This is a genomic window from Bradyrhizobium sp. NP1 (genome assembly GCF_030378205.1).
Taxonomy (GTDB): domain Bacteria; phylum Pseudomonadota; class Alphaproteobacteria; order Rhizobiales; family Xanthobacteraceae; genus Bradyrhizobium.
Genome location: NZ_CP127385.1, coordinates 3,356,480 through 3,382,755, shown reverse-complemented (window position 1 = coordinate 3,382,755; position 26,276 = coordinate 3,356,480). Strand labels below are relative to the sequence as shown.

Genomic DNA, 26,276 nt, shown 5'->3' with positions numbered 1-26,276 from the left:
GCCCTATTTTGATTTTCCGATGGGCAGATAGCTCACGATCTTCTCGCCGAGCTTGACCAAGGCGACCAGCTTCGATCGCGGCACGCTGAGCATCTGCATGTACCAGCGGTCGACGAGTTCGGTGAAAGCCAGCATCTCCTTCAGCCGCTTGCTCGCGACCGGACTGATGGTCGGATCGTCAGCCGCATCCGAGACGCAGGCCCGCAGCGCGTCCAGCGCCGGATCGATTTCGCGCTCCTTGCGTCCGGCCGCGATCCGCGCCGCGACCTCCCAGATGTCGGTCTCCGCCTCGAAATGATCGCGCCGGTCGCCGAGGATCGGCACCCGCCGGATCAGGTTCCAGGCCAGCAGTTCCTTGATCGAATTGGAGACGTTCGAGCGCGCCATGCCGAGCGTGTCGGCAATGTCCTCGGCGGTCATCGGCGCTTCCGCCAGATAAAGCAGGCCGTGGATCTGGCTGACCGAGCGGTTGACCCCCCACTCATCGCCCATGTCGCCCCAGTGCAGGATGAAGCGTTGGACGGCGGCGGGAAGTTTCTTATTTCCTGATATTTCTGTCATAACAGAAATATCAGACAGAACCAAAGCAATGTCAAGCCGGGCCAGGCCCGCTGCGACATTTCGGCAGGTCCTCGGCCGGCTCCGCGCCGTTGACGGCGTTGGCTTCGCCCGGCCCGCATTGCATGATCCCGCATGTCCCGGAAGACGGAGAGCCAGCCATGGTTGCTTCCGACAAGGCGTTCACCGGCTCGATCCCGCAGCTCTACGACCGGCTGCTGGTGCCCATGATCTTCGAGCCCTATGCCAGCGATCTCGCCCGCCGCATCAAGGCACACGAACCGCACGACGTGCTGGAGACGGCGGCCGGGACCGGCGCCGTGACCACGGCGCTCGCCTCACTGTTGCCGGACAGCACATCGATCACGGCGACCGATTTGAACGAGCCGATGCTGGCGCAAGCCAAGACTCGCCTTGCCGACAAGCCGCAGATCAAGTGGCGGCCAGCGGACGCGCTCGCCCTGCCCTTCAATGATGCGAGCTTCGATGTCGTCGCCTGCCAGTTCGGCGTGATGTTCTTTCCCGACCGCATCAAGGGGTATGCGGAAGCGCGGCGCGTTCTGAAACCCGGCGGGCGTTTTTTCTTCAACGTGTGGGACAGGATCGAGGAGAACGATTTTGCCCATGTCGTTCACCAGGCCCTGCAGCGGGTGTTTCCGGACGATCCGCCGCAATTCCTGGCGCGCACACCGCACGGCTATCACGATGTCGAACGCATTCGCGCCGACCTGATGCAAGCGGGCTTTCGCGATATAGCGATCGAGGCGGTCGCGCATCGGAGCCGCGCCGGCTCGCCCAGCGATCCCGCGACCGCCTTCTGCCAGGGCACGCCGATGCGGCCGGAAATCGAAGCCCGCGGCGCGCCGGGCCTGGAGGCCGCAACACGCGAAGCCGCCGCCGCGCTCGCCCGTCGCTTCGGCAATGGTCCGATCGAGGGCCGGATTCGGGCGATCGTGATTTCCGCTGCCTAGTGGAGCGGATTTGACGTTCGCAAACGTGGCTCCCAACGTGGGTAGCGAAGGTTGGAATCGGATCACTAGATCGTGGACAGTACCGAGAACGGCTCACCTGGCTCCCGCAGCTTCAGCAAATCCGGGCTTGCCGGCTCTTCCGCGACGGCGTCGACCCGCGCCGAGGGCGGTCCGCGGCGACAGCGGGTGAGCATGTTGGCGACGATCTCCGAACGCCCGGAAAACACCGCCTCCACGCTGCCGTCGCGGCGGTTGCGCACCCAGCCCTCGAGCCGGCTCGCCGCCGCCTGGTGCTCGACCCAGGCGCGGTAGCCGACGCCCTGCACGCGGCCGCGGATCATGACATGGACGATGACGTCGCTCATCCGCGTTCCAGTCCCAGGAAGTCGCGGCTGCGCGCGGCCATCGCCTTTTCCCGCGTCAGCCGCCCGGTCAGCTCGGCCGATGCGAGGCCCTTGAGTTGTTTCGGCGACGCCCCCTCGCGCAGCGCCTTCAGCGTGTCGTAGACGGCCTGCGTCGCAGCGGCGAATGGCGCGTGCCCCTGCAACGCGATACGGACGCGCTGGCTTGCGAGGTAATCGATCGCCGAGAACTGCTCCGGCGCGCCGCCGAGCACGATCGGCAGCCGCGTCGCCGCGGCAATCGCTTCCAGCTCCTCGCGCGCCTTGAGGCCGGTGAAGAACAGCGCATCCACGCCGGTCGCCTCATAGGCCTTCGCGCGGCGGATCGCGTCGTCGAGCGAGGTGATCGAAGCCGCGCCGGTTCGCCCGAGGATGACGAGCGACGGATCGCTGCGGCCATCGAGCGCGGCCCTCATCTTGCCGACGCCCTCCTCGATCGAGATCAGCTGGGTCTTCGCCTCGCCGAACGCCTGCGGCAGCAAGGTGTCTTCGATGGTCAGCCCGGCGGCGCCCGCAGCCTCCAGCTCCTGCACGGTGCGGCGCACATTGAGCGCATTGCCATAGCCGTGATCGGCATCGACCAGGACCGGCAGCGGTGATGCCCGCGACATCCGCCGCATCTGCTCGGCAAGCTCGGTCAGGGTGATCAGCGCGACGTCGGGATCGCCGAGGATCGCGAGCGAAGCCACCGAGCCGCCGAACATGCCGAGCTCGAAGCCGAGGTCCTCCGCGATGCGGATCGATATCGCGTCATAGACCGAGCCCGGATGGATGCAGGAAGCTCCCGCCAGGATCGCACGCAGTTTCTCTCGGCGTTGACGGAAGGTCATCGGCACCTCTTGAGGGCTCTCCGCCTTCCGGGATGGTGCGCCGGCACCAGACCCGGAATCTCGAGATGGGTTCGCCTCGTCGAGGCGCCCCGGAATGACGGACTACGCAAACTCCAGGATCAGCGCATCGACCGCGAGCGTCGCGCCGGGAGCGGCGTGGACCTTCTTCACCGTTCCGTCGCGCTCGGCGCGCAGCACGTTCTGCATCTTCATGGCCTCGATGACCGCAAGCGTCTCGCCGGCCTTGACCTCCTGGCCCTCGGTCACGGCAATCGACACCACGAGGCCCGGCATCGGGCAAAGCAGCTTCTTGCCGCTGTCGGAGGCGGATACGACCGGCATCAGCCGGGCGGAGGTCGCCTCGGCTTCGGTGAAGACATAGACCGGCACCTCAAAACCCTGATGCGCGAGGCGGAAGCCGTTGGCGACCGGACGCACCTGCACGGCCACGACCTGGCCATCGATCGTGCCCTGCCAGACCGGCTCGCCCGGCTTCCACGGCGACAGCAGCAGATGCGGCGCACCAACGGCGCCGGCCGCATCGACGAAGCGCACCGCGATGGCGCCGTCCTCGCGCGCCACGTCGAGCGCGACCTCCTCGCGGTCGAGCCACACCGCGCGGCGACGTTCGCGCTGCACCAGCCGCCCGTTCATCTGGCCGGAGATCTGCCGCTTGCGCTCGCCGAGCACATGGTCGATCGCCGCCCCCACCGCGGCGAGCCGGCGCGCCACCTCGCCTTCCGGCTGCCGCGCCGAAAACCCGTTCGGGAATTCCTCGGCAATGAAACCGGTCGAAAGCCGGCCCTCGCGCCAGCGCGGATGATGCATCAGCGCGGCGAGGAACGGAATGTTGTGGCGGATACCATCGACATAGAACGCATCGAGCGCGGTCGATTGCACCTCGATCGCCGCCGCGCGCGAGGGCGCGTGCGTCACGAGCTTGGCGATCATCGGGTCGTAGAAGATCGGGATTTCACCGCCCTCCTGCACGCCGGTGTCGTTGCGGATCGTGATGCCGTCCTGGCTCGCCTCGGCCGGCGGGCGGTATTTGACCAGCCGTCCGACCGAGGGCAGGAAGTTGCGGAACGGGTCCTCGGCATAGACGCGCGATTCCACCGCCCAGCCGGTCAGGGTGACGTCCTTCTGCGCGAGGCTGAGCTTTTCGCCGGCGGCGACGCGGATCATCTGCTCGACGAGGTCGATGCCGGTGACGAGTTCGGTCACGGGATGCTCGACCTGAAGACGCGTGTTCATCTCCAGGAAGTAGAAGCTCTTGTCCTGGGCCGCGACGAACTCGACCGTGCCGGCGGAGTCGTAGTTCACCGCCTTCGCCAGCGCCACCGCCTGCTCGCCCATCTTGCGGCGCGTGGTCTCGTCGAGCAGCGGCGACGGCGCCTCCTCGATCACCTTCTGATTGCGGCGCTGGATCGAGCATTCGCGCTCGCCGAGATAGATGACGTTGCCGTGCTTGTCGCCCAGCACCTGGATCTCGATGTGGCGGGGATCGACGATGAACTTCTCGATGAACACCCGATCGTCGCCGAACGAGGACTTCGCCTCGGCCTTCGCCAGGTTGAAGCCTTCGGCGACCTCGGCCTTGGAGTGCGCGATCCGCATGCCCTTGCCGCCGCCGCCGGCGGAGGCCTTGATCATCACGGGATAGCCGATCTCGTCGGCGATCTTCACCGCATGCCTGTCGTCCTCGATGACGCCGAGATGCCCCGGCACGGTCGACACCTTTGCTTTTGCGGCGGCCTTCTTGGATTCGATCTTGTCGCCCATCGCCGCGATCGCATCGGGATTGGGACCGATGAACACGACGCCGGCCTTTTGCAGCGCGCGCGGAAACGCCTCGCGCTCAGACAGGAAGCCGTAGCCGGGATGCACGGCCTCCGCGCCGGTCTTCTTGCAGGCCTCGACGATCCGCTCGATCAGGAGATAGCTTTCGGCCGCCGCCGGCGGTCCGATCAGCACGGCCTCGTCAGCCATCTCGACATGCAGCGCGTCGCGGTCGGCCTCCGAATAGACGGCAACCGTCTTGATCCCCATGCGGCGGGCGGTCTTGATGACGCGACAAGCGATCTCGCCGCGATTTGCGATCAGGATTTTCTTGAACATGCGTTTGTTTGCAGGACCTTGGGCGGGAGCAATCTGGCACGGCGCAACAGCCGCAACAATTCTGTCGTACAGCAAAACGCGACCGAGGCAACCGTCCTGGCCCGCCCCGGCCGCCGATCCGCCGCTCTAGTGGAGTGGATTTGACATTCGCCACCCGCCCAGCCGCGAATCCCGAAAGCGAATGTCAAATCCAAAACTCCACTAGAATCTTATATTTGCTAGTGGTCCTTTGACGCCAACATTCGCAAAAGTGCCTGCCACAAAAGGGATGCGAATGTTGGCGTCGGACCACCAGAGATACGATCAGCCGGAATAGGTCTGGAATCGCCCGCGGGCGTAGGCATGCGAGACCGCCTTCATGAGGTCGGTGACCTCGGATTCCAGATATTGATTGGCAATGATGAGCGCCCGGATGGTGGCCCGCATGTCACCGTCGCAGGCGGCGAGCGCCTGATCGACTGCCGTCTCCAGCTCATCATCCTCTGCTGGGGCCGGCTGCGAAGTCGACGACATGGCGGTATCCTGGTGGAGCGTTCTTGCAGAATGTTCTTCTTTTGTTCCTATCAAGTCAACTCGGCGCGCGCAAAAAAGAAACGGCCCTGACGCCTTGCGAAAGCGCCGGAGCCGTCTTGGGGGAAGGTCATTTCTCGTACGAACGGCAAGCCAATGCGGGAGACGACAATTCGTTCCCGACGAGCCGTCGCGGACGTGAACCGCGGAGCCGGTTCTCAGAACACGTAGCGGTAGATCACGAAATCCACGGCCCCGACCACCAGCGCGCCGGCGACGACGAGCCCGCCGATGAAAATTGCGAAGTCGCGCTTGGTGAAGCCTTCAAGCATCTGGCCTCCGAGGTCCCGCGAAACGCTGAACCAGCCGACAGGTTCCAGTATACCTGCCCGAATACATCGCGGAACCGCGCTGATCGACCGCTGTTCTCGACACAGGGTCGCCAATGCCGGATTGAGGGCCACAACAAGGGCACGGACGGTGCGTATCGCAATTCGAGCAGGCCGCGCGCTCGATGCGGCGAACTTCTTCCTCGCCGACGTGCGCGATGGCCTCGGGCCCTATCTCGCGATCTACCTTCTCACCGAGCAGCGATGGGACGAGGCGCGGATCGGCATGGTCATGTCGATCGCGACCATCGCCGGCATCCTCGCGCAGACGCCGGCCGGCGCCCTGGTCGACGCCACCAGGGCCAAGCGCGTCGTGATGGCCGCAGCCGCGCTGTTCATCGCGGTCGCGTCGCTGCTGCTGCCGCTCTTTCCAAGCTTCTGGCCCGTCGCGGTGTCGCAAGGCCTTGCGCACGCGGCCGGCGTCGTGCTGCCGCCAGCGATCGCCGCGATCTCGCTCGGCACCGTCGGCCACCGTCGCTTCACCGCGCGGATTGGCCGGAACGAGACCTTCAACCACGCGGGCAATGCCACCGCCGCGACGATCGCAGGCATCGCCGCCTACCAGTTCGGGCCCGAGGTCGTTTTCTATCTGCTCGCGGCAATGTCGGTCGCGAGCATCGCCAGCATCCTCGCGATCCCCGAGCAGGCGATCGATCATGAGCTCGCGCGCGGGCTCGACGAGGCCGGGCAAGGGCGCGAGCGGCCCTCCGGCCTTGGCGTTCTCCTGACCTGCCGGCCGCTGCTGATCTTTGCGCTGTGCGTGACGCTGTTTCATCTCTCCAACGCGGCGATGCTGCCCCTGGTCGGCCAGAAGCTTGCGCTGCAGGACAAGAACATCGGCACCAGCCTGATGTCGGCTTGCATCACCGCGGCCCAGATCGTGATGGTGCCGATGGCGATGCTGGTCGGCGCGAAGGCCGATCGCTGGGGTTACAAGCGGTTCTTTCTTCTCGCGCTTCTCATCCTTCCCGTTCGCGGCGCTCTCTATACCCTATCCGACGACAGGGCTTGGCTGGTCGGCGTGCAACTGCTCGACGGCATCGGCGCCGGCATTTTTGGCGCGATCTTCCCGGTGATCGTCGCCGATCTCATGCGCAATACCGGCCGCTTCAACGTCGCGCAGGGCGCGATCATCACCGCGCAAGGCATCGGCGCCGCGCTCTCGACGACTCTCGCCGGCGTGGTCGTGGTAAAGGCGGGCTACAGCGCCGCCTTCCTCACACTCGGGGCGGTAGCGGCCGTCGGCGGGATTGTCTGCGCCCTGGCACTGCCGGAGACCGGCGGCCCACCCGGCAAACGCAACGGCCGCCGGGGGCAGACAGCGGGGCTTGCGTCGGGTATCGCTGCGGAATGATCGCCGACCGGATTGTACGAGAGGACTGACGTGGCAACAGCCCCCCATGACAGCGTGATAGCCTGGGGCATCATCGCGCTTGCCACATCAGGCGTGATCATCCGCCCCTTTCGTCTCCCCGAGGCGATCTGGGCGGTCGCGGGTGCGCTCGCGCTGGTGCTGCTCGGGCTATTGCCCTGGGACGAGGCGGCGGCCGGCGTGCGCAAGGGCGTCGACGTCTATCTCTTCCTGATCGGCATGATGCTGATCGCGGAACTGGCGCGGCGCGAGGGCCTGTTCGACTATCTCGCCGCCCTCGCCGTCCGCCACGCGCGCGGCTCGCCGCAGCGGCTGTTCCTGCTGGTCTATCTGGTCGGCACGCTGGTCACCGTGTTCCTGTCGAACGATGCGACTGCGATCGTGCTGACGCCGGCGGTCTATGCGGCGACCCGCGCGGCCGGGGCCTCGCCCCTGCCCTATCTGTTCGTGTGTGCCTTCATCGCCAATGCGGCGAGCTTCGTGCTGCCGATCTCGAACCCGGCCAACCTCGTCGTGTTCGGCGCGCGCATGCCGCACCTCGTCGAATGGCTGCGCCAGTTCGCAGCTCCTTCCGCCGCCTCCATCATTGTTACCTACGTCGTGCTTCGCCTGACCCAGCGCCGCGCGCTGAACGAGGAGGAGATCGAGGCCGACGTCATCAAGCCGAAGCTGAGCCGCGAGGGCCGGTTCACCGCCTTCGGCATCGTCGCGATCGGCATCGTGCTGCTCGGCGCTTCCGCGCTCGACCTGCAACTGGGCCTGCCGACCTTCCTTTGCGGCGTGGTCACCGCGGCCGCAGTCCTCATCCTCAGCCGCCAGTCGCCCTGGCCTGTGCTGAAGGACATCTCCTGGGGCGTGCTGCCGTTGGTGGCCGGGCTGTTCGTGATGGTGGAAATGCTGATCAGGACCGGCGTGATCGGGCATGTGAGCGCGCTGCTGCACGAGTCGGTCGCGCAGTCGAGCACCCGGACCGCGTGGATGGTCGGGATCGCCATCTCCATCGCCGACAACATCGCCAACAACCTGCCGGTCGGGTTGCTCGCCGGCTCGGTCGCCGCCAGCGATCATTTGCCGCCTGCCGTGGTCGGTGCGATGCTGATCGGCGTCGATCTCGGCCCGAACCTTTCCGTCACCGGCTCGCTTGCGACCATCCTTTGGCTGGTGGCGCTGCGCCGTGAAGGCCTGCATGTCAGCGCCTGGCGCTTCTTCGCCCTTGGCCTTGTGGTCATGCCGCCGGCGCTGCTTGCGGCGCTTGCGGCCGCCATCCACTGACGTCCGTTCCGGCGGCGGAACCCCGTCGGCAGCAAAGCCGTTGTCCTCGCGCCCAGATCAGATAACGTGGCGGCACTTCCCTTGCATTTGCGACTTTCCGTGTTTTGTTTTTTTCCCGACCGATCGCTACAGGCGCGATGAACGATTCCACCGACCGATCGCTGCAGTTCATGGCCGGTGGCGGCAAGGTTGGCGCGCTCATGCGCGTGCACGACTGGTCCAGCTCCCCGCTTGGGCCTCCGAGTGGCTGGCCGCAATCGCTGCGATCGGTCGTCGGGCTGTTGCTGGAATCCCGATTTCCGATGTTCGTGGCCTGGGGCGAGGCGCTCGGCTTCCTCTACAACGACGCCTATGTCGAAATCCTCGGCGAGAAACATCCGAAGTCGCTCGGCGACCGCTTCCACGACATCTGGCACGAAATCTGGCCCGACATCAGCCCGCTGATCGCGTCCGCGATGGCGGGCGAAGCGACCTACCGTCAGGACCTGCCGCTGATCATGAACCGGCACGGCTTCGACGAGCAGACCTGGTTCACCTTCTCCTATTCGCCGGTGCGTGACGAACAGGGCAAGGTCGCCGGGATGTTCTGCGCGGTCGCCGAGACCACGGAAAAGGTGCTGGCCGAGGCGGCGCTGCGGGAAAGCGAGCAGCGCTTCCGCCTGATCGCCGACAGCGCCCCGGTGCCGATCTGGGTCACCAAGCTCGACCGCAACCGATCCTTCGCCAACCAGGCCTATCTCGACTTCCTCGGCCTGCCGTTCGAGCAAGCGATCAATTTCGACTGGCGCAAGGTGCTGCATCCCGACGACCTGCCGCGCATCCTGCAGGAACAGATCGCCGGCGAATCCTCCCTCAAACCCTTCGTGCTGGAAGCCCGCTATCGGCGCGCCGACGGCGAATGGCGCTGGATGCGATCGGAATCACAGCCACGCTGGGACGCCGCCGGCAAGCATATCGGCTTCATCGGCGTCGCCCACGACATCACGACCTCGAAGCGGGCCGAGATCGAATTGCGCCGGCTCAACGAGACGCTGGAGCAGCGCATCCGCCAACGCACCTCGCAGCTCCAGTCGAGCGAGGCGCAGCTCCGCGCCATCCTGGAGACCAGCCATCAGTATCAGGGGCTGCTCGGCCTCGACGGCGAGGTGCTCTACGTCAACAAGATCGCTCTTGTCGGGATCCGCGCCGCGGCGCGCGACGTCATCGGCCGCCCGTTCTGGGAGACGCCTTGGTTTACCGCAACTCCAGGCATGCCCGAGAACATCCGCGGCGCCTTTTTGAAGGCGCGCAACGGCAGCGAGGTCCGGCTCGAGGTGCGGTTGCGTCTGCCGGTTGGCGACCGCCATTTCGAATGCGTGATGCGGCCGGTGTTCGACCAGGACGGCAAGGTCTCCGGCGTGGTGCCGGAAGCGGTCGACGTCACCGAGCGCCGCCAGGCCGAGGAATTGCTGCGCCAGTCGCAGAAGATGGAGGCGGTCGGCCAGCTCACCGGCGGCGTCGCGCACGATTTCAACAACCTGCTGACGATCATCCGCTCGGCCACCGACTTCCTGCGCCGGCGCGAGCTCTCCGACGATCGGCGGCGCCGCTATGTCGATGCGATCGCCGAGACGGTGGAGCGCGCTTCCAAGCTGACCGCGCAGCTGCTCGCCTTTGCCCGGCGCCAGCCGCTCAAGCCGCAGGTGTTCAATGTCGGCAGCCAGGTGGAAACCGTCGCGCAGCTCATTCGCCCGCTGGTCGGCGGCCGGATCGCGATCGACGTCGCAGTCGATGGTCCCGAATATTTCGCGATCGCCGACGTCGCGCAGTTCGAGACGACCCTGGTGAACCTGGCAATCAACGCGCGCGACGCGATGGAAGGCGAAGGCCGCCTCACCTTCTCCGTCCGCAAGAGCGGCGCGATCCCCGTACTGCGCGGCCAGCCGGCACGCGCGGGGGATTTCGTTGCGATTTCCGTCACCGACACCGGCACCGGCATCCCAGCCGAGCATCTCGCGGCGATCTTCGAGCCCTTCTTCACGACCAAGGAGGTCGGCAAGGGCACCGGGCTTGGCCTGAGCCAGGCATTCGGCTTCGCCAAGCAGTCAGACGGCGATATCGAGGTTGCAAGCGAAGTTGGACGCGGCTCAACCTTCACGATCTACCTGCCGCGGGTCGCGATCGCGGAGAGCGGCGCGAACCTTGCCGCGGGCGCGAGCGAGCCCGCCAGCGCCGGGCGCGGCTACCGCATCCTGGTCGTCGAGGACAATGACGATGTGGGGCGTTTCTCGACCGAGCTGCTCGAGGATCTCGGCTATACGGTGCGCCGGGTCGCCGACGCCGATGCCGCGCTTGCGATCCTGGCCGAGAACGAATTCGACCTGGTGTTCTCCGACGTGATCATGCCCGGCATGGATGGCGTCGAGCTCGCCGGCATCATCCGCACGCGCTATCCCGGCCTGCCGGTGGTGCTCACCAGCGGGTACAGCAACGTGCTCGCGGAAAACGCCGACCGCGGCTTCGAACTGATCCAGAAGCCCTACTCGGTGGAGCAGCTGTCACGCATCCTGCGCAAGGCGATGTCGGAGCGTATCGCCGCTCGCTGATACGTCTGCTGCGCTCAGTCGTGCGCGACGACCCGCGGCTTCTCGCTCTTCTCCGCCGCACGCGGAGAGGACTTCAGCCGCTCCTGCACGGTAGGCAGCCGATCGGTGCCGCCGGCCGCTTTCCAGTCGTCGATCAGAACGACCAGTTCGCGCCGCATCGCGATCAGCCGCGTCGCGGATTCCGCGCAGTCCAGGCCTAGCTTGACCTGCTCGCGGACCGTGGCCTCGGCTTCGATCATGTCCGCACGCAAGGCACTCATCTTGCGCCGGATCTCATTAATTCTGTTGTCCATGGCTTGTTAGAACAAAAAGAGAACATAGAGTCAAGCCCCAGACCCTATTTGGAGGCGGATATGACCGATGTTCAAGAGCGATTACGTTCACAAATGACGCGCGCCCAGGCCGGAAAGCTGAAAAGGCTTAGCCGGGAAGCCTACCAGCCGCGCCAATTCGAGGAAAATCTGACCCAAGCCGAGGCGCTCCGGCGCATAGGCGCCCTGGAGGCGGAAATTGCGCTGGCGGACTCATTCTAGGGTCGCGCGCCTCACCCCTGCCTGCCGCCCGGATGGCGGCCGAGAGTTGCGCCCGCACCGGAAATCGGGAACCTAGGCTGGGCTCGCGCGAAGGACCGCTGTAACAAATCCGTCGCACGGCAGAACTAGACAGGCGGCGACCAGAATCCGCCATTTGCCATGCCTCGGGGGAATGCCATGCGCCGCGCCATCCTGTTGTTGTCCGCAAGCCTGTTCGCGCTCGGCGCTGCCCCCGCTTTCGCGCAGAACAACACGCCGCACAACCTGATCCTGTTCATTCCGGACGGCTTGCGCGGCCGCATCGTCACGCCTGCCACCGCACCCGCGATGGCCGCGCTGCGCGACCAGGGCGTTCACTTCAGGAATTCGCACTCGCTGTTTCCGACCTTCACCATGGCGAACGGATCGGCAATCGCGAGCGGCCACTATCTCGGCGACACCGGCACCTTCAGCAACACCATCTACACCGCGTTCAGCTCCGCGCCGGCGGGCGACACGGTGGTGCCCTTCATCGAGAACGACGCCGTGCTCGGCGATGTCGACGAGCATTTCGGCGGCGACTACCTCAATGAGGAAACCATCCTGAAGATGGCGCGCGGACAGGGATTCAGCACGGCGGCGATCGGCAAGGTCGGCCCGACCCTGATCTTCGATCACACCGACCGCGGCAAGAACACCATCGTGATCGACGACTCGACCGGCGCTAAGAGCGGCGTTCCGCTGTCCGACGAGATGAAGGACGCGCTGACCAAGGCCGGACTTGCGCTGGCGACGCCCTCGCGCGGCGACAACGGCAAGGCGGGCGACGCCAAGACGCCGGGCACCACGGTCGCCAATGTCGCACAGCAGGCCTATATGGCCGACGTCGCCACCAAGGTCGTGCTGCCGATGTTCAAGGCGCGCGCAAAACCGTTCGTGCTGGTGTTCTGGTCGCGCGACCCCGACGGCAGCCAGCACAACACGGGCGACAGCCTCAACACGGTCACGCCGGGGATCAACGGGCCGACCTCGATGGCCGGCATCAAGAACGCCGACGACAATTTGGCGCAACTGCGCAAGGCGCTCGACGACCTCGGGCTTGCCGCCACCACCAACATCGTCGTCACCTCCGACCACGGCTTCTCCACGATCTCCAAGGAGAGCAAGACGAGCCCGTCGGCCAAGCTAAGCTATGACGACACCCCGAAGGATTTCCTGCCCATGGGCTTCGTCGCGCTCGATCTCGCAAAGGCGCTCGATCTGCCGCTGTTTGATCCCAACGACAAGAACGCGCGCGTCGCCGAAGGCGCCCATCCGAAGGCGGGCAACGGCGTGCTCGGCAAGGATCCGGCCAAGCCCGATCTGGTCGTCGCCACCAATGGCGGCTCGGACCTGATCTACCTGCCGAACAAGGACAGGAAGCTTGCTGCGCGCACCATCAAGGCGCTGCTCGACCAGGATTATGTCAGCGGCCTCTTCGTCGACGACGCGCTCGGCCGCTTTCCGGGCACGCTGCCGATGTCGCAGATCGGCATGAAGGGCACGGCGGTGACGCCGACGCCCTCGATCGTCGTCAATTTCCGCTCCTATTCGTCGGGATGCGACGAGCCGACCAACTGCTCGGTCGAGATCGCCGACACGGTGCTGCGCCAGGGCCAGGGCATGCATGGCAGCTTCGGTCGCGGCGACACCTTGAACTTCACGGCCGCGATCGGCCCGGATTTCAAGTCGGGCTTTGTCGATCCCCTGCCCGTCAGCAATGCCGATGTCGGCGCGACCGCGGCGCGCATCCTCGGCCTGAAACAGAACGCCAAGGGCGAACTGATCGGACGCGTGATGACCGAAGCGATGCCGAATGGCGCGACGCCTAAGGCATTCGCCGGCTCGGTCAAGTCGGAGCCGGCCGCGAACGGGCTGCGCACCGTGCTCAACTTCCAGCGCGTCGGAGCCCAGCGCTATTTCGACGCCGCCGGCTTCCCCGGCCGCACCGTCGGGCTGGAGGCGGACGGCGGCAAGCAGAAGACGGCCGGGAAATAGCAGGGCGTTACATCTAGCGACTTCTGGCGGATTTCTTCTTCGGCACTTTCTTGCCCTTCTTGCGGGCCTTGGAAAGGCCGATCGCGATCGCCTGCTTGCGGCTCTTGACCTTGCCGGCCCTGCCACCACGGCCGCTCTTCGCGGTGCCCTTCTTGTAGCGGCGCATCTCGTTCTCTACGTCGCTGCCCGCGCTTCTCGAGTATTTGCGCTTTTTCGCCTTGCGCGCCATCGGATGTCTCCGTCCCAAAGACGGTAGAACCGCTGCGGATGCCGGATGGTTCCAGTCGGCACATGCGAGCCGGCTTGAGAACGCGCGTGCTCTGAAAAACAAAACGGCGGGCTAGTGTGGTGGTTCGGAAGTTCTCTTCATTTGTTCGGCGAGTTCGTCAAGAGAACTTCCGAACTAAAACCACACTAGAATCATAAATTTTGCGAGTGTCCTTTCGGACCCGAAGTTCGCAAAAGAGCCCGCCGCAAAATGATGCGAACTTCGTGTCCGGGACACTAGGCCCGCCGTCTGCAAGATCGTCCAGCCGATCCGAGGATCACAGCATGCCGATGTCGAGCACGGCAGGCAGTTGCGAAAGCGGAATGGCGGTCGCACCGACGATCGTTGCAACCATCGCCATCAGCGCGCGGTTGCTGCGCCGCTTGCCGCGCATCTGTCTGGCGATCCATTCCAGCACTTCGGTGTCGACATTGGCGCCCCTGGTCGGCGCCCAGCTCTCGATCGCGGTGTCCGGCGACAGTGCGACCGTACGCGGCGGCACCGGCAGGCCGGACTCGGAGGCGGCATGATGGGCGATCGCCTTCGCGAGCAGGTCGTCGAAACGGCCGCCATCGGAGCGCTCGGCCGCGGCCTCGTTGATCTCGAACAGCGCGTTGGCCTCTTCACGGCTCACCGGCTGGTGCTCGACCGCGGGCGCGGTGAGGATGCGGACGCACCAGGCCGCATCGTCGGCATCGAGCGACCGGGAAAAATGCACGCGGCCCCTGGTGGTCGGGCCTTCGCCGGTGATCACGCCATCGCGCACGACGGTGAGCGCGCGGGCGGCGGTCTGGCGGCAGGATGGTTCAAGGACGCTGGTCAGTTCGGCACGCACAGGGGCAGACATAGTCACACTTCTCGGTTTCTTGCTTGGCCAGCATTTTCATGCGGGCGTAAACGAGTGGTTAATGATTCGAAACCGTGATTGCTAGATTTCGACATGGTTGCCGATTGGTCGCGGCTGGTTCTGGTTCGGTTCGAGAGCGGCGGTGATGGGCAGCACAAAAGGCGATATCGGGGCAATCGGGGTTTTTACGGCGATTGTGGTTTTTCGCCGCGGGGCAACCGATCAAAAGAAGTTGCCAGGGGTTCCACGGATCGGAGAATGATCTACCCTTCTGCGCGCAAGCCGTTCACATGGCCGCCCTCGCCCATTATACTGGCAAAGGCAAATTTCCCTGCAACTAGAATGACATGAGGTCACCAAATGGCACTTCAGATAGGCGCTGTCGCCCCCGATTTCGAGGCTGAAACCACCGAGGGCAAGATCAAGTTCCATGACTGGATCGGCAATGGCTGGGCCATGCTGTTCTCGCATCCCAAGGATTTCACGCCGGTCTGCACCACCGAGCTCGGCGCGCTCGCCAGGCTGAAGCCCGAGTTCGACAAGCGCGGCGTCAAGCTGATGGGGCTCTCGGTCGATCCCGTCGACCGCCATTCGAAATGGGCCGAGGACATCAAGGAGACGCAAGGCGCCGCGCCGAACTATCCGATGATCGGCGATACTGACTACAACGTGTCGAAGCTCTACGACATGCTGCCGGCCTCCACCTCGGGCGATCCCCTCACCCGCACACCGGCTGATAACCAGACCGTCCGCAACGTCTTCGTCATCGGACCCGACAAGAAGATCAAGCTGGTGATGGTCTATCCCATGACCACCGGCCGCAACTTCCAGGAAATTCTGCGCTCGATCGATTCCCTGCAGATGACGGCCAAGCATCGGGTTGCCACGCCCGCCGACTGGAAACAGGGCGAGGACGTGATCATCGCGGGCTCGGTTTCCGACGACGAGGCCAAGACGATCTACCCGCAGGGCTGGAAAGCGCCGAAACCCTACATCCGCATCGTGCCTCAGCCGAAGTAACGGCGCGGAGGCTCTCCGAACCGGCTGCGCTTGCGGTGCGAGCCGGTTCGCAACAAGGCGGCGGTCGAGGCGACCGCCGCCACCGGCGCCCCCCACGCGATGTCGGCGCTCGCAGCCGCCCGGTTCCATTGCTTCAGCAACGCCAGCGCCGTCAGACCGACCAGCGTCGATAGATGACCGGTCTGACGGCGAGCGCGCCCGCGCCGTTCTTCACAAGACCTGCTAGCGAGCCATGCGGACGGTTTCGCGCGGCCTGGCCGCGCACCGTGAAACTCAAGCCGGGCGCGTTCGTAATCTATCAGGGAGTCTTTTGCGACAGGCCGCCGCCAAGCCGCGGTAGCGGGTTAATGGTCGGCTCTTGATTAGAACGAAGTGGGCGCAGCAAGCCGTTGAAACCGCTCCGACAAGCATGACGTTTTCGAATTCTGTCATCGTCTGGTTCCGTGATGATCTGCGGCTTTCCGATCATCCGGCGCTCAACGCGGCGGTCGCCACCGGCTTGCCTGTGATCTGCCTTTACGTGCTTGACGAGGAAAGCGCGGCGTTGAGGCCACCCGCGGCCAGGCCGCTCGGCGGCGCCGCACGCTGGTGGCTTGCGCAGTCGCTGCGCTGCCTGCAGCAAAACCTCGGCAAGGCTGGTGGCCGGCTCATCCTGCGCAAGGGCCCGGCGGCGCAGATCATCGGCGCGCTCGCGCACGAAACCGAGGCTCGATCGGTATTCTGGAATGAAATCGCGCAGGCGCCGCATCAGGCCGTTGCCAGGGAGGTTGAAGCCGCGCTCGCAACGATCAGCGTCCGCTCGCAAAGCTTTGCCGGCGATTTGCTGATCCCACCCGCTGAAGCGAGAAACAAGGACGGGCGCGGCCCACGCGTGTTCACGCCGTTCTGGCGGCGGGTCCTGGCGGCCGGCGATCCGCCGAAGCCTCTGCCAGCACCGCGCTCGCTGCGGCCGGCCGGCACGTCCCCAAGTGAAACGATCGAAGCCTGGGGCCTTGAGCCGCAGCAGCCCGACTGGGCCACTGGCCTGCGCGAGACGTGGACGGCCGGAGAGGACGCGGCGCAGGACCGCCTCAAGGCGTTTCTCGACCACGCGGCGGGATACGCCAGCGCGCGCGACCGGCCGGACCGGCCGGCCACCTCGAGGCTGTCGCCACATCTGCGCTTCGGCGAGATCAGCCCGCGGCAGGTGTGGCATGCCGCGCACTTTGCCGCGGCCGAGCGGCCTCGCCTCGCCCCGGATGTCGACAAATTCCTGAGCGAACTCGGCTGGCGCGAGTTCTGCCGGCACCTGCTGTTCGATGTGCCCGACCTTGCCACGCGCAACCTGCAGCCGGCCTTCGACGCCTTTCCGTGGCGCCAGGATGCGCGCGCGCTGCGCGCCTGGCAGCGTGGCCAGACCGGCTATCCCATCGTCGACGCAGGGATGCGCGAACTCTGGCATACCGGCGTCATGCACAACCGCGTGCGCATGGTGGTGGCGTCGTTCCTGGTCAAGCATCTCCTGATCGACTGGCGGCTCGGCGAAGCATGGTTCTGGGACACGCTGGTCGACGCCGATGCCGGCAGCAATCCCGCCAACTGGCAGTGGGTCGCCGGCTGCGGCGCCGATGCCGCGCCCTATTTCCGCGTCTTCAACCCGGTGCTGCAGGGCGAGAAGTTCGATCCCGATGGCGCCTATGTCAGCTGCTTCGTGCCGGAGCTTGCAAAGCTGCCGGACAAGCTGATCCATCAGCCATGGCGCGCGACTCCGCTGGAGCTTGCGAGCGCCGGCGTCATTCTTGGCAAGACCTATCCGGAGCCGATCATCGATCACAGGCTGGGCCGCGAGCGCGCGCTCGCCGCCTACGCCGCCACACGCCACGGCTAGAACGTGTTCGGTTCGTTTTCTTCACGCGAACCGGTATCCAGTTCGCTCGAAAACGCTCTAGGCGCGCCGGTTCACCAGCAGCACGGCGGCGGCGCAGGCGGCCATGCCGGCGATCGCGATCGCATCCAGCTGCTCGCCGAACAGGGCGTAGGCCATGATCGAGGTCACGGCCGGCACCAGGTAGAACAGGCTCGCCACCGAGGTCGCGGCCGAATGCCGGATCAGCCAGTACAGCAGGCCGATCGAGCCGATCGACAGCACCACCGCAAGCCATGCCACCGCGAGCACGAATTCCTGCGTCCAGTGCACCTCATTGTTCTCGAACAGCAGCGCGCCGATGGCGAAGAAGATCATGACCGCGATGTACTGGACGAGATTGCCGGAGCGCCAGTCGATGCCGCCGCAATAGCGCTTCTGATAGAGCGTGCCGAGTGTGATGCTGATCAGCGATACGGCGGAGGCAAGCCAGCCCCAGCCGGCATCGCCCGTGAGCGGACGGTTGTGCATGATCAGCACGACGCCGCCGAGCCCGAGCAACAGTCCGACCCATTGTATCGCGGTGACGCGCTCGCCCAGCCAGCGATTGGCAAGCGTCGAGGTCAGGACCGGCTGCAGGCCGGGCATCAGGGCGGAGAGACCGGCCGGGATCGAATGCGCGATCGCAACCGCGGTGCCGCCGAGATAGAAGCCGTGCACCAGCAGGCTCGCGACGACGCTGTGGAAGATGCCGCTGCGGCCGGGCCATTTCGGCCGCGCGATGACGACAATGATTCCCATCAAGATCACCACCAGCACCATGCGGATGGTGAGGTAGGTCAGCGGCTGCGCGCCATGAATTGCGTATTTGGTGCCGATGAAGCCGGTGCTCCAGAGCAGAACGAAAACCGCCGGCGCCGCGCGCGCGGCAAGCTTGTCAAAGTCGTGTTTCATTTGCGGGCTTACCTGCCTGATCATATGCTGGGCCGCAAGGCCGATCCCGGCAGGGGTCGCCGTCCGATATCACATAGCGAAAAGCTCAAGAGAACGAGGAATTCCATGGACGTTCGTGCCGCCGTCGCGGTTGCCGCAGGCCAACCGCTGGAGATCACCACCGTCAGGCTCGAGGGCCCGCGCGAGGGAGAGGTGATGGTGGAGATCAAGGCGACCGGGGTCTGCCATACCGACGAGTTCACCCTTTCGGGCGCCGATCCGGAAGGCCTGTTCCCGGCGATCCTGGGCCATGAGGGCGCAGGGATCGTGGTCGATGTCGGCCGCGGCGTCACCAGCGTGAAGAAGGGCGACCATGTGATCCCGCTCTACACGCCGGAATGCCGGCAGTGCCCCTCCTGCCTGTCGCGCAAGACCAACCTGTGCACCGCGATCCGCGCCACGCAGGGCCAGGGCCTGATGCCTGATGGCACCTCGCGCTTCTCCATCGGCGGCAAGCCTGTTCACCACTACATGGGCACCTCGACCTTCGCCAACTTCACCGTGCTGCCGGAGATCGCGGTCGCGAAAATCCGCGAGGACGCCCCCTTCGACAAGGTCTGCTACATCGGCTGCGGCGTCACCACCGGCATCGGCGCCGTCATCAACACCGCCAAGGTCGAGCAAGGCGCCAAAGCCATCGTGTTCGGGCTCGGCGGCATCGGGCTCAATGTGCTCCAGGGCCTGCGGCTCGCCGGCGCCGACATGATCATCGGCGTCGACATCAACAACGATCGCAAGGCCTGGGGCGAGCGCTTCGGCATGACGCATTTCGTCAATCCGAAGGAGCTCGGCAAGGACCTCGTGCCGCATCTCGTCGACATGACGAAATCAGGCGCCGACCAGATCGGCGGCGCCGATTACACCTTCGATTGCACGGGCAACGTCATGGTGATGCGGCAGGCGCTGGAAGCCTGTCATCGCGGCTGGGGCCAGTCGATCGTGATCGGCGTCGCGCCGGCCGGCGCGGAAATCTCAACGCGCCCCTTCCAGCTCGTCACCGGGCGGGTGTGGAAAGGCACCGCGTTCGGCGGCGCCAGGGGCCGCACCGACGTGCCGAAGATCGTCGACTGGTACATGCAGGGCAAGATCCAGATCGATCCCATGATCACGCATGTGATGCCGCTTGCCGAGATCAACAACGCCTTCGACCTGATGAAGCGCGGCGAGTCGATCCGAGGCGTCGTGATGTTCTAGAAGTCCTTTTGGACGGCGATAGCGTCGCTTCAGCTTGCTGATCGAAGATGGCCGGCAGACGCCTCGCGTTTGCCGGAGATCACCACTCTTCCGGACATGGATCGACGATCTTCCAGAGATCCAGGCCGTTCTTGATCTTCTTCATCTCGGTGGTGAGCCCGCCATTGCGGCGGATCCACTCCTTCACCGTGTCGGGGTAATAGGACATCAGGTCGGAGGTGCCTTCGACGCTGGTGACCTTGATGCCGAAGGTGAAGGCCTTGTCGTAATAGGCCTGGTGGAAGCCGATGCTCGCCTTCGGCGTGACGCAGATCTTGTTCATCGGCACGATGCCGAACACCAGCGTGCAGGCCGAATTGCAGATGCCGTCGATGATCACGCGCTCGCCGCGTTCGCGGATGCGCTTGTACTTGGCCTTGTATTCCTCGACATAGCCGCCATGGTCGCGCGTGATGTGCAGCTCGGCGCGGGCCGGCGCCAAGCCAAGGAAAAGGCACAACAGGGCGAGGGACGTGATGCGCATCGTCGGATCGGATAACGGTCCTGGAACACGAAAAAGGCGGATCCCGGGCGGGACCAGAGCGAAAGACTCTGGCGGGACTGTGTTGGGAATTCGTTAAGCATGCCCAAAACGGCAAAATTTGTCACCTGTGGCTGAAATTCCGCAGCTTTTTCGGCCATTTCGCGGTAAAGGGAGCCGGATTGGCCGGTTTCGGGCCGGCAGGGACATGGGTTGCGGAGAATCGAAATGATGACAGTGAGGGTTCTTGCCGCTGCTGCGATGCTGGCGGCTTCGCTTGCGCCGAGCCTAGCCGACGAGGCGCCCCACCACCGTCATCGCCACCACCATTACCACGCCCATCACTGGGGGCTGCCCTACCCGATCAGCTATCTCCACAATTACGGTCCCGGCGTGGTGCCCGGCACCTTCGCCTATTATGACGGCCCCTCGTCCAACCTCTGCTTCCAGGGCGCGGCCGCCTATATCGGCCAGGACGGCCGACGCCACCCCTGCTTCTAGAACCGAGCTTCTAGAACTGACCAGCCAACTCTGATATCCGAACGGCCACGCGCTCGTAGCTCAGCTGGATAGAGCATCGGATTTCGATTCCGAGGGTCGGGAGTTCGAATCTCTCCGAGCGCGCCATTTCGGTACAGAACTGGGCACGCCAAAACCTGCCGTTTTTGCGCTTGAAGCCGCGACCAGCGTGCGCAGGAGCGCGCTTTTCGAACCCATGATGCGCAGTTCTTTCTGATCGACTTCGACCCGTTGGGCGAGCGCGCGAAGGTGGTCGCGGCGGTAGCCGCCGCCATCGGTCCGCATCCGCTTGCGGGCTGTCCTGGCAAACGTCTTTAGCGCCTGCGGTGTGATAGCTTGTCCGGCCCGTTCGATCGCATCCTCGGCCCGCTCCGCGTCAAGGCGGGCCTGATCGCGCGTGGCCTTCAGCTCGGCGATCCGATCCCCGCTTGAGTTTGGCGTCTGCCTCGGCCGCTCGCTTGCGCAATTCGGCGATGTGCGACTTTCGCCGTTCCGCTCGCTCAGTGCGGCGGTCGAGTACGTGCGACAAAAGTTGCTCAAGACGCTTGGGCTGCAACAAACGCTGCTCGATGTACTCCGCGATCAGATTGTCGAGTTTTTCCATGGGGACGGTGCGACCCGGACAACCGGCCGATGTGGGTCGTCCGGGTCAGCACCTTATGGACGGCATCGACACCCCAGCGTCCGCCGTCGCGGGTGCGAATTCCTGATGCATCGAGGTGCGTGGCTATAAACTTGACGCCCATCGGCCCCGAGCTTCCGCTGCCCTCGCGCGCCAGGCCGAAGATCAGGCGCACGGTCTCGGCCTGGACGGGAGCTGACATGACAATGTCGACGGGAATGACCCGTTTCCGACGCTCCTAGGCCGCACGACCCTTGATAGGCGTACTGGCCGAACGGCTTTCCGTATGGTTTGATCCGCTGGGATGGCCTCCACGCTGGATGATTGGATGAGGCGACGGGAGTTCATACTTTCTGTGGGTAGCGTTGCTGTGGTCTTAACCTCAGCGGCTCATAGCCAGCAGTCGGAAAAGCTACCGATCGTCGGCTTCCTCGTGGCAGGAACACAAGCTTCTCATGGCGCATGGGTAGCGGCATTCGCGCAGCGACTGTCCGAGCTTGGCTGGACAGATGGACGCAATATCAAGATCGAGTATCGCTGGGCGGCAGGCGACGTTCGACAAACCACCGAATTCGCTGCTGAGCTCGTGCATCAAAAGGTTGACGTGATCGTTACGTCGGCATACGGCGTTGTGGCCGCAAAACAGGCCACGTCTACCATTCCAATTGTATTCGCCGCCTATGGCGATGCAGTCGCCAACGGAATCGTCGGAAGCTTGGCCCGGCCTGGTGGAAATGTGACAGGACTTTCCATTCAGCCCAGTGAACTCAGCAGCAAACGTCTTGAATTGTTACGGGAAATTATTCCCAATGTCGGCCGTGTCGCTGCACTGGTAAACACCAATTACTCAGGTGTTACGCAAGAGATGATTGGCATTCGAACGGCATCCGCCAAATTGAACTTAGAAGCGAGCATACTGGAGGTCCAAACAGCCGACGGTATTGAAGCAGCGATGGCAGCAGTCTCGGGCCAAACTGACGCGCTTTATGTGTGGAGTGAGCCCCTCACAAATGCCAATAAATCAAAAATCATCAAAGCAGCTACCGCCGCAAAGATCCCAACAATCTTTGGTTTTAGAGAATTCGTGGACGCAGGCGGTCTGATTTCGTACGGACCAAACTTCATCGACCTTTTCAGACGTGCTGCAGAGTTTACCGATAAGATTTTGCGTGGAGCGACGCCGGCTGACATGCCTATTCAGCAGCCGGTAAAGTTCGACCTCATCATCAACCTCAAAGCAGCTAAAGCTCTCGGCTTGAGTATTTCAGAAACCATTCTTACCCGTGCAGACGAGGTGATCGAATAAGGAGCAGTTCGCCCTTTGGCCCATCCCGTCACTTTGTGTGTCGGGTACAAACGGCCGTTATCGAAGCAAGAGCGGACGACCTCCGAGGGATTGAGTGAGAAATCGTAGGCTCTCGCGGATTTGCGAATTGGAACGTATGGCAGACTGCCTTCGCCCACGTGGTCGAGCGACCCTCAACGTGGTTCGGCATTCGCGGGCGCGGGCGCGAACAGGTTGCTCGACGCGGCTTCCTGAATGATCACCGCCGCGTCTTCCGGCAGCATGAACCCGCGCGCCACGAGGTCCTGCGCGGCAATCCGGATCCGGTTCACGTAATTATCGCGGCCGTGATAGCGCTCCTCGATCGATGGGCGGGCGTCGCCGCTGCGTTCTCGTTCCGCCTTCGTCGCCGCGAATGGCGAGAAGGATCCGACCAGCATGCAGGTGAACGTCTGCGGTTGGTTCTGCCCGCCGTTGGTGCCGGTCGGCACCGCGAGATCCGGCAGCCGCACGCCGCCGAGCGCGTTGCCGTCCTGATCGCGCTTCGGCACCTGGATCACGGCGGCGGAAAGCCGGGTCGGGGCACGCAGCGCGGGTGGCTCGCCGCTCGCAGGCTCGAGTGGCATCAGTTCGCTCGCGGGCGGCTCGGCGTTGCGACCGACCCATGAATCAAGGTGCAACAGCAGGGCTCGCGACAGCGGGGCCCAATCGATACGGCCGGGCGGCAACGTGCAGGTCGGCGCCTTGGGAACGATCACATGCGACCCACCGGCAATGTCGTACATCCGCACATTGGCAGGCAGCGGCTGATCCGCGGTTCCGGACGCGCCCGTGCGACCGAGCGAAGCCCGTAGCGAATAGTAATCCGTGGTCGAGGTGACCAGCAGCATCTTCGGCGGGACCTCGCGGCGCGCCTCGACCTTGGCCGTGATCTCACCGATCGTGAGCGGCCCGTCATTCACCCCGGGAAAGTCCGGATTGGCGAAGGTGGGAGCATCGGCGCCGCTCGAATTCGGCCCAAGGCCCATCTGCAGGATCGGCAGAAGGCCCGCGGCCGAGACGAACACATGCATCCCATCGAATGCGCGCCGGTTGCCCACCATGTTGAAGCCGTTCAGCAGAAAGGACTTCAGGAACCGTCCATCCTGGGACCTGCCGCTCGCGAGCACGCGATTGATCGCGCCGTTGAGCGGGTTGGGCGATCCGGCGCTGTCGGTGGCCGCGTGCGCGAGGAAGTCCGCGGCGTCGCGCACGATCGCAAAGCCCACCCCCTCGACGTAGTGTGTCTTGCCGTCGCCGTCGGCGAACGAAGGCAGATCCGCGCCCTGTCCGAGCTCCCAATAAACCTCCGCGACCGTGAAGCCGTGATCCTGGAGAAAGCCCGTGCCCTGCTCCAATGTGCCGGAGAGGAAGGGTATATCGCGCGGCGAGTTATAGAGCATCTCCGCGTTGGCGAGGCCACGGTTGGGCACGTCCACCAGCAATGCGCCGTTGCCGGCGCGAGGAGCGGCCGGCATCACGAGAACGATCTTCGCCGAGTAGTCGACGCGCCCGCGTTCATTGCGCGCTGCCTTGTCGATCCCCGGAATGGCTTCTTGCGGCGCAAGGTCGCCGTGGATCTTGCCCTGCCAGATCACATAGTCGCCGGCGCGAAATGTGCCGAAAGGCTGCTTCGACGTGAACTCGATCCGCGTGACTTCCGCGCTCGCGGGCCGCGCCATGGCGATAAGGCCGAGCAGGCAGAACAGAAACACCACCATGGGCCCATGTGGGCGGTACGGCATTGGAATCCTCCCAGCGTGGCGGCGATGGTTTTCGATGTCGCCGCAGCACTGCGACGCCCACGTCACGGCATCATCGACGTCGAGGTCCGTCGAGAGGCCTACCCGACCGCTAACGACGCCGAGCGCCGGGTTGAAGACATCCTGCGACCTGCCGCCGGAGGCAGCGACATGCCCACCCCCAATCATGTTGGGGATGGTCTGGATCGCGGATGTCGTAACGGAGGTATTTATCGTGCGGCTCCGGCTTGTCTGGGTCAGCGTCGAAGGCAGTGAATTTTATTAGACCGATCGTCTAGTTCCGGGCAAAGCCTCATTCACTGAGGAGCTTGAAAAAACCTTTCGAGAAGGAGTGAAGCGGCTCGGAACGGCGCTCGAGTTTGGCGCGAAGGACCGCGCCCTCCCAGCCGATCCAGAAGAATTCGGCAAGCCAGTCGCAATCGTGGCTGGAAGAGATCACACCTGTCGTTTGAGCACCTCTCAAGCACTTGGCTGTGCGCTGCTGCCAGTCGATGAACACATCGAATAGTTGCTGGCGAAAAGATTGCGGAAGTGCGCCCATCTCCTGGCCAAGATTGCCTACCAAACAGCCTCGCGTATAACGGAAGCGCTTCATGGCAGACGCAGCATCGTCGGTAAAACCCCTAAGCCTTTCGAGTGGGGGGTGCTGCTCGCTCAGGAAGAAGCTGTCGAGCTTCCGCGAAAAATAGGTAGCGTAGCTGTCGATCAGTGCCGCTCCAAATGCTTCTTTGCTCGGAAAGTAGTGGTAGAACGATCCCTTCGGCACGTCGACGCTACGCAAGACTTCCTCGATCCCCGTCGCGGAATAGCCCTTCTCCGTCAGCATTACGACACCTGCACGGACTAGCGCGTCACGGGTCGCACTATAGCCCGCAAGTTCCTTAGGCGGTCGCCCGCGGCGGCGGACAGGCAGTGTCTTGCTCATGCGGATTATGATAGACCGAACGTCTAGGAGAGCAAGCCACCAAGTAACTGGCCTGTTTGGATTGACCTGCTCCCTGAAGCCGCCCCGAAGACCTTCTCACTCCATCCAATAGTCGATGTCGGTCTGATTGGCATTGACGCCGGCCTTCGGCTCGGACGGGCCATGGCTACTAATGATGCCACGAATTCTGGCGAGGCTACCTGTGCCTCCAGTAATGACGCCCGACGTCATGTTTGTAAGCTTCCCGTCTCCGCTGCTTTGGGCGACCAGAGATGTCCTGACAAAAAACTTGTCCCCATTCTCTAGTATCCAGACGTTGTAGATGATGGCCGGACCATTATTGTCGATGTAGTCCGACATGCCGCGCGTCCACTGCTCTTTCAGCTTCGACCCATTGATTGTGGGGGCATCGTTCCCATAGGTCCGCCGAATTTCAAAGAGCCGAGCTTGATGTCCCGGAATATCGCCAACATCGATTACATGTTGTTGGGTGTATGTCGTCTGAGTTGCCGGGGTATTATAGCTGACATGTTGCTTTTGTTGGGCCATGGCCACCGGAGCGGTCAGAGCCATTCCGATAGCAATCGTCATTCCAAGCGCGATATTGCGAACCATGTGTGACCTCTGATGTTGGAAACCCCGCCAACCGTGAAGGGATCGGCGGACGTTGTTTGTTGAGGATGCCCCCTGATCAACCGGTCAGGCGGTCGGCGCTCGGCAGCGACCGAGCCCATCAAGGAATGCAGTCTGATATCACCGCGGTTTTCTGAGGTAGCCATAAATTAGACCGATCGTCTATTCCTCGCTTTTGGCTGCGAGCGATTTCGCTAATCACTCTTTTTTGACAACGCTTGATGTGACCGTTGTCGGGACACGCTTCCTA

At 64.1% G+C, this 26,276-nt stretch carries 25 protein-coding genes, 1 tRNA gene and 1 pseudogene; 12 read left to right on the top strand and 15 right to left on the bottom strand.

The window, feature by feature from the left end; translation table 11 throughout:
* Positions 1-3: 3 nt before the first annotated feature.
* Positions 4-561 (bottom strand): GbsR/MarR family transcriptional regulator, encoded by a 558-nt coding sequence (locus tag QOU61_RS16090; RefSeq protein ID WP_289660261.1) that lies wholly within the window; start codon positions 559-561, stop codon positions 4-6.
* 158 nt (positions 562-719) lie between these two features.
* Between QOU61_RS16090 and QOU61_RS16085 the strand changes: the two genes are divergently transcribed.
* On the top strand, positions 720-1,529 hold the full coding sequence (locus QOU61_RS16085) for a class I SAM-dependent methyltransferase (RefSeq protein ID WP_289660258.1): 810 nt from the start codon (positions 720-722) through the stop codon (positions 1,527-1,529).
* Positions 1,530-1,594: 65 nt separating this feature from the next.
* Here the strand turns inward: QOU61_RS16085 and QOU61_RS16080 are convergent, their stop codons facing one another.
* From QOU61_RS16080 to QOU61_RS16065, 4 genes are all read right to left on the bottom strand, one after another.
* On the bottom strand, positions 1,595-1,894 hold the full coding sequence (locus QOU61_RS16080; protein WP_289660256.1) for an acylphosphatase: 300 nt from the start codon (positions 1,892-1,894) through the stop codon (positions 1,595-1,597).
* Positions 1,891-2,760: an isocitrate lyase/PEP mutase family protein gene (locus QOU61_RS16075; RefSeq protein ID WP_289660254.1), complete on the bottom strand. Its 870-nt coding sequence runs from the start codon at positions 2,758-2,760 to the stop codon at positions 1,891-1,893. Before QOU61_RS16075 ends, QOU61_RS16080 begins: the two co-directional genes overlap by 4 nt.
* A 102-nt stretch (positions 2,761-2,862) precedes the next feature.
* The gene (locus QOU61_RS16070; protein WP_289660250.1) at positions 2,863-4,878 is read right to left on the bottom strand and encodes an acetyl-CoA carboxylase biotin carboxylase subunit; all 2,016 of its coding nucleotides are present in this window, start codon (positions 4,876-4,878) and stop codon (positions 2,863-2,865) included.
* 303 nt (positions 4,879-5,181) lie between these two features.
* Positions 5,182-5,391 carry a hypothetical protein gene (locus tag QOU61_RS16065; protein ID WP_289660248.1) on the bottom strand — a complete coding sequence of 70 codons (210 nt, stop codon included), beginning with the start codon at positions 5,389-5,391 and terminating at the stop codon, positions 5,182-5,184.
* A 477-nt stretch (positions 5,392-5,868) separates the two neighbouring features.
* Between QOU61_RS16065 and QOU61_RS16060 the strand changes: the two genes are divergently transcribed.
* From QOU61_RS16060 to QOU61_RS16050, 3 genes are all read left to right on the top strand, one after another.
* Positions 5,869-7,131, top strand: a complete 1,263-nt coding sequence (locus tag QOU61_RS16060; RefSeq protein WP_289660246.1) for an MFS transporter — start codon at positions 5,869-5,871, stop codon at positions 7,129-7,131.
* A gap of 30 nt (positions 7,132-7,161) precedes the next feature.
* A complete protein-coding gene (locus QOU61_RS16055) occupies positions 7,162-8,421 on the top strand; it encodes an arsenic transporter (protein ID WP_289660244.1) in 1,260 nt (419 codons plus the stop codon).
* A 137-nt stretch (positions 8,422-8,558) separates the two neighbouring features.
* Positions 8,559-11,006: a PAS domain-containing hybrid sensor histidine kinase/response regulator family protein gene (locus QOU61_RS16050; protein ID WP_289660242.1), complete on the top strand. Its 2,448-nt coding sequence runs from the start codon at positions 8,559-8,561 to the stop codon at positions 11,004-11,006.
* 14 nt (positions 11,007-11,020) lie between these two features.
* Here the strand turns inward: QOU61_RS16050 and QOU61_RS16045 are convergent, their stop codons facing one another.
* Positions 11,021-11,245, bottom strand: coding sequence for a hypothetical protein (locus QOU61_RS16045; protein WP_289660241.1), 225 nt, complete (start codon positions 11,243-11,245; stop codon positions 11,021-11,023).
* Positions 11,246-11,359: 114 nt separating this feature from the next.
* On the opposite strand from QOU61_RS16045, the gene QOU61_RS16040 reads away from it, so the two are divergent.
* Both QOU61_RS16040 and QOU61_RS16035 read left to right on the top strand, forming a co-directional pair.
* The gene (locus tag QOU61_RS16040; protein WP_289660238.1) at positions 11,360-11,539 is read left to right on the top strand and encodes a DUF3072 domain-containing protein; all 180 of its coding nucleotides are present in this window, start codon (positions 11,360-11,362) and stop codon (positions 11,537-11,539) included.
* Between the two features lie 177 nt (positions 11,540-11,716).
* Positions 11,717-13,555: an alkaline phosphatase family protein gene (locus tag QOU61_RS16035; RefSeq protein ID WP_289660234.1), complete on the top strand. Its 1,839-nt coding sequence runs from the start codon at positions 11,717-11,719 to the stop codon at positions 13,553-13,555.
* A 22-nt stretch (positions 13,556-13,577) separates the two neighbouring features.
* Here QOU61_RS16035 and QOU61_RS16030 read toward each other — a convergent pair.
* Positions 13,578-13,784 (bottom strand): annotated as a pseudogene (locus QOU61_RS16030) (DUF6496 domain-containing protein); the annotation flags it as partial.
* A 316-nt stretch (positions 13,785-14,100) separates the two neighbouring features.
* Positions 14,101-14,670 carry a hypothetical protein gene (locus QOU61_RS16025; RefSeq protein ID WP_289660229.1) on the bottom strand — a complete coding sequence of 190 codons (570 nt, stop codon included), beginning with the start codon at positions 14,668-14,670 and terminating at the stop codon, positions 14,101-14,103.
* 360 nt (positions 14,671-15,030) lie between these two features.
* Here QOU61_RS16025 and QOU61_RS16020 point away from each other — a divergent pair, with 360 nt between their 5' ends.
* Positions 15,031-15,690, top strand: coding sequence for a peroxiredoxin (locus tag QOU61_RS16020; protein ID WP_289660227.1), 660 nt, complete (start codon positions 15,031-15,033; stop codon positions 15,688-15,690).
* A gap of 409 nt (positions 15,691-16,099) precedes the next feature.
* The gene (locus QOU61_RS16015; protein ID WP_289660224.1) at positions 16,100-17,557 is read left to right on the top strand and encodes a cryptochrome/photolyase family protein; all 1,458 of its coding nucleotides are present in this window, start codon (positions 16,100-16,102) and stop codon (positions 17,555-17,557) included.
* A gap of 57 nt (positions 17,558-17,614) precedes the next feature.
* On the opposite strand, the gene QOU61_RS16010 is transcribed toward QOU61_RS16015, so the two are convergent.
* Positions 17,615-18,487 carry a DMT family transporter gene (locus QOU61_RS16010; RefSeq protein ID WP_289660222.1) on the bottom strand — a complete coding sequence of 291 codons (873 nt, stop codon included), beginning with the start codon at positions 18,485-18,487 and terminating at the stop codon, positions 17,615-17,617.
* A 105-nt stretch (positions 18,488-18,592) separates the two neighbouring features.
* Between QOU61_RS16010 and QOU61_RS16005 the strand changes: the two genes are divergently transcribed.
* The gene (locus tag QOU61_RS16005; RefSeq protein WP_289660219.1) at positions 18,593-19,720 is read left to right on the top strand and encodes an S-(hydroxymethyl)glutathione dehydrogenase/class III alcohol dehydrogenase; all 1,128 of its coding nucleotides are present in this window, start codon (positions 18,593-18,595) and stop codon (positions 19,718-19,720) included.
* Between the two features lie 79 nt (positions 19,721-19,799).
* Here the strand turns inward: QOU61_RS16005 and QOU61_RS16000 are convergent, their stop codons facing one another.
* Positions 19,800-20,243: a hypothetical protein gene (locus QOU61_RS16000; RefSeq protein WP_289660217.1), complete on the bottom strand. Its 444-nt coding sequence runs from the start codon at positions 20,241-20,243 to the stop codon at positions 19,800-19,802.
* A gap of 228 nt (positions 20,244-20,471) precedes the next feature.
* On the opposite strand from QOU61_RS16000, the gene QOU61_RS15995 reads away from it, so the two are divergent.
* Together QOU61_RS15995 and QOU61_RS15990 are read left to right on the top strand one after the other, a co-directional pair.
* A complete protein-coding gene (locus QOU61_RS15995; RefSeq protein ID WP_502876962.1) occupies positions 20,472-20,741 on the top strand; it encodes a hypothetical protein in 270 nt (89 codons plus the stop codon).
* 49 nt (positions 20,742-20,790) lie between these two features.
* Positions 20,791-20,867 (top strand) — tRNA-Arg (locus tag QOU61_RS15990).
* A gap of 268 nt (positions 20,868-21,135) precedes the next feature.
* On the opposite strand, the gene QOU61_RS15985 is transcribed toward QOU61_RS15990, so the two are convergent.
* Positions 21,136-21,363, bottom strand: coding sequence for a hypothetical protein (locus QOU61_RS15985; RefSeq protein ID WP_289662324.1), 228 nt, complete (start codon positions 21,361-21,363; stop codon positions 21,136-21,138).
* Positions 21,296-21,583, bottom strand: coding sequence for a recombinase family protein (locus tag QOU61_RS15980; protein ID WP_289660211.1), 288 nt, complete (start codon positions 21,581-21,583; stop codon positions 21,296-21,298). The genes QOU61_RS15985 and QOU61_RS15980 overlap by 68 nt, the downstream gene beginning before the upstream one ends.
* A gap of 102 nt (positions 21,584-21,685) precedes the next feature.
* Here QOU61_RS15980 and QOU61_RS15975 point away from each other — a divergent pair, with 102 nt between their 5' ends.
* Positions 21,686-22,687, top strand: a complete 1,002-nt coding sequence (locus QOU61_RS15975; protein WP_289660209.1) for an ABC transporter substrate-binding protein — start codon at positions 21,686-21,688, stop codon at positions 22,685-22,687.
* A gap of 173 nt (positions 22,688-22,860) precedes the next feature.
* Here the strand turns inward: QOU61_RS15975 and QOU61_RS15970 are convergent, their stop codons facing one another.
* The 3 genes from QOU61_RS15970 to QOU61_RS15960 all read right to left on the bottom strand — a co-directional run bounded on the left by QOU61_RS15970 (position 22,861) and on the right by QOU61_RS15960 (position 26,008).
* Complete coding sequence (locus tag QOU61_RS15970) at positions 22,861-24,450, bottom strand: alpha/beta hydrolase domain-containing protein (protein WP_289660207.1); 1,590 nt, start codon at positions 24,448-24,450, stop codon at positions 22,861-22,863.
* A gap of 310 nt (positions 24,451-24,760) precedes the next feature.
* Complete coding sequence (acuR, locus tag QOU61_RS15965; RefSeq protein ID WP_502876931.1) at positions 24,761-25,393, bottom strand: acrylate utilization transcriptional regulator AcuR; 633 nt, start codon at positions 25,391-25,393, stop codon at positions 24,761-24,763.
* A 96-nt stretch (positions 25,394-25,489) separates the two neighbouring features.
* Complete coding sequence (locus QOU61_RS15960) at positions 25,490-26,008, bottom strand: hypothetical protein (protein WP_289660202.1); 519 nt, start codon at positions 26,006-26,008, stop codon at positions 25,490-25,492.
* Positions 26,009-26,276 lie beyond the last annotated feature (268 nt).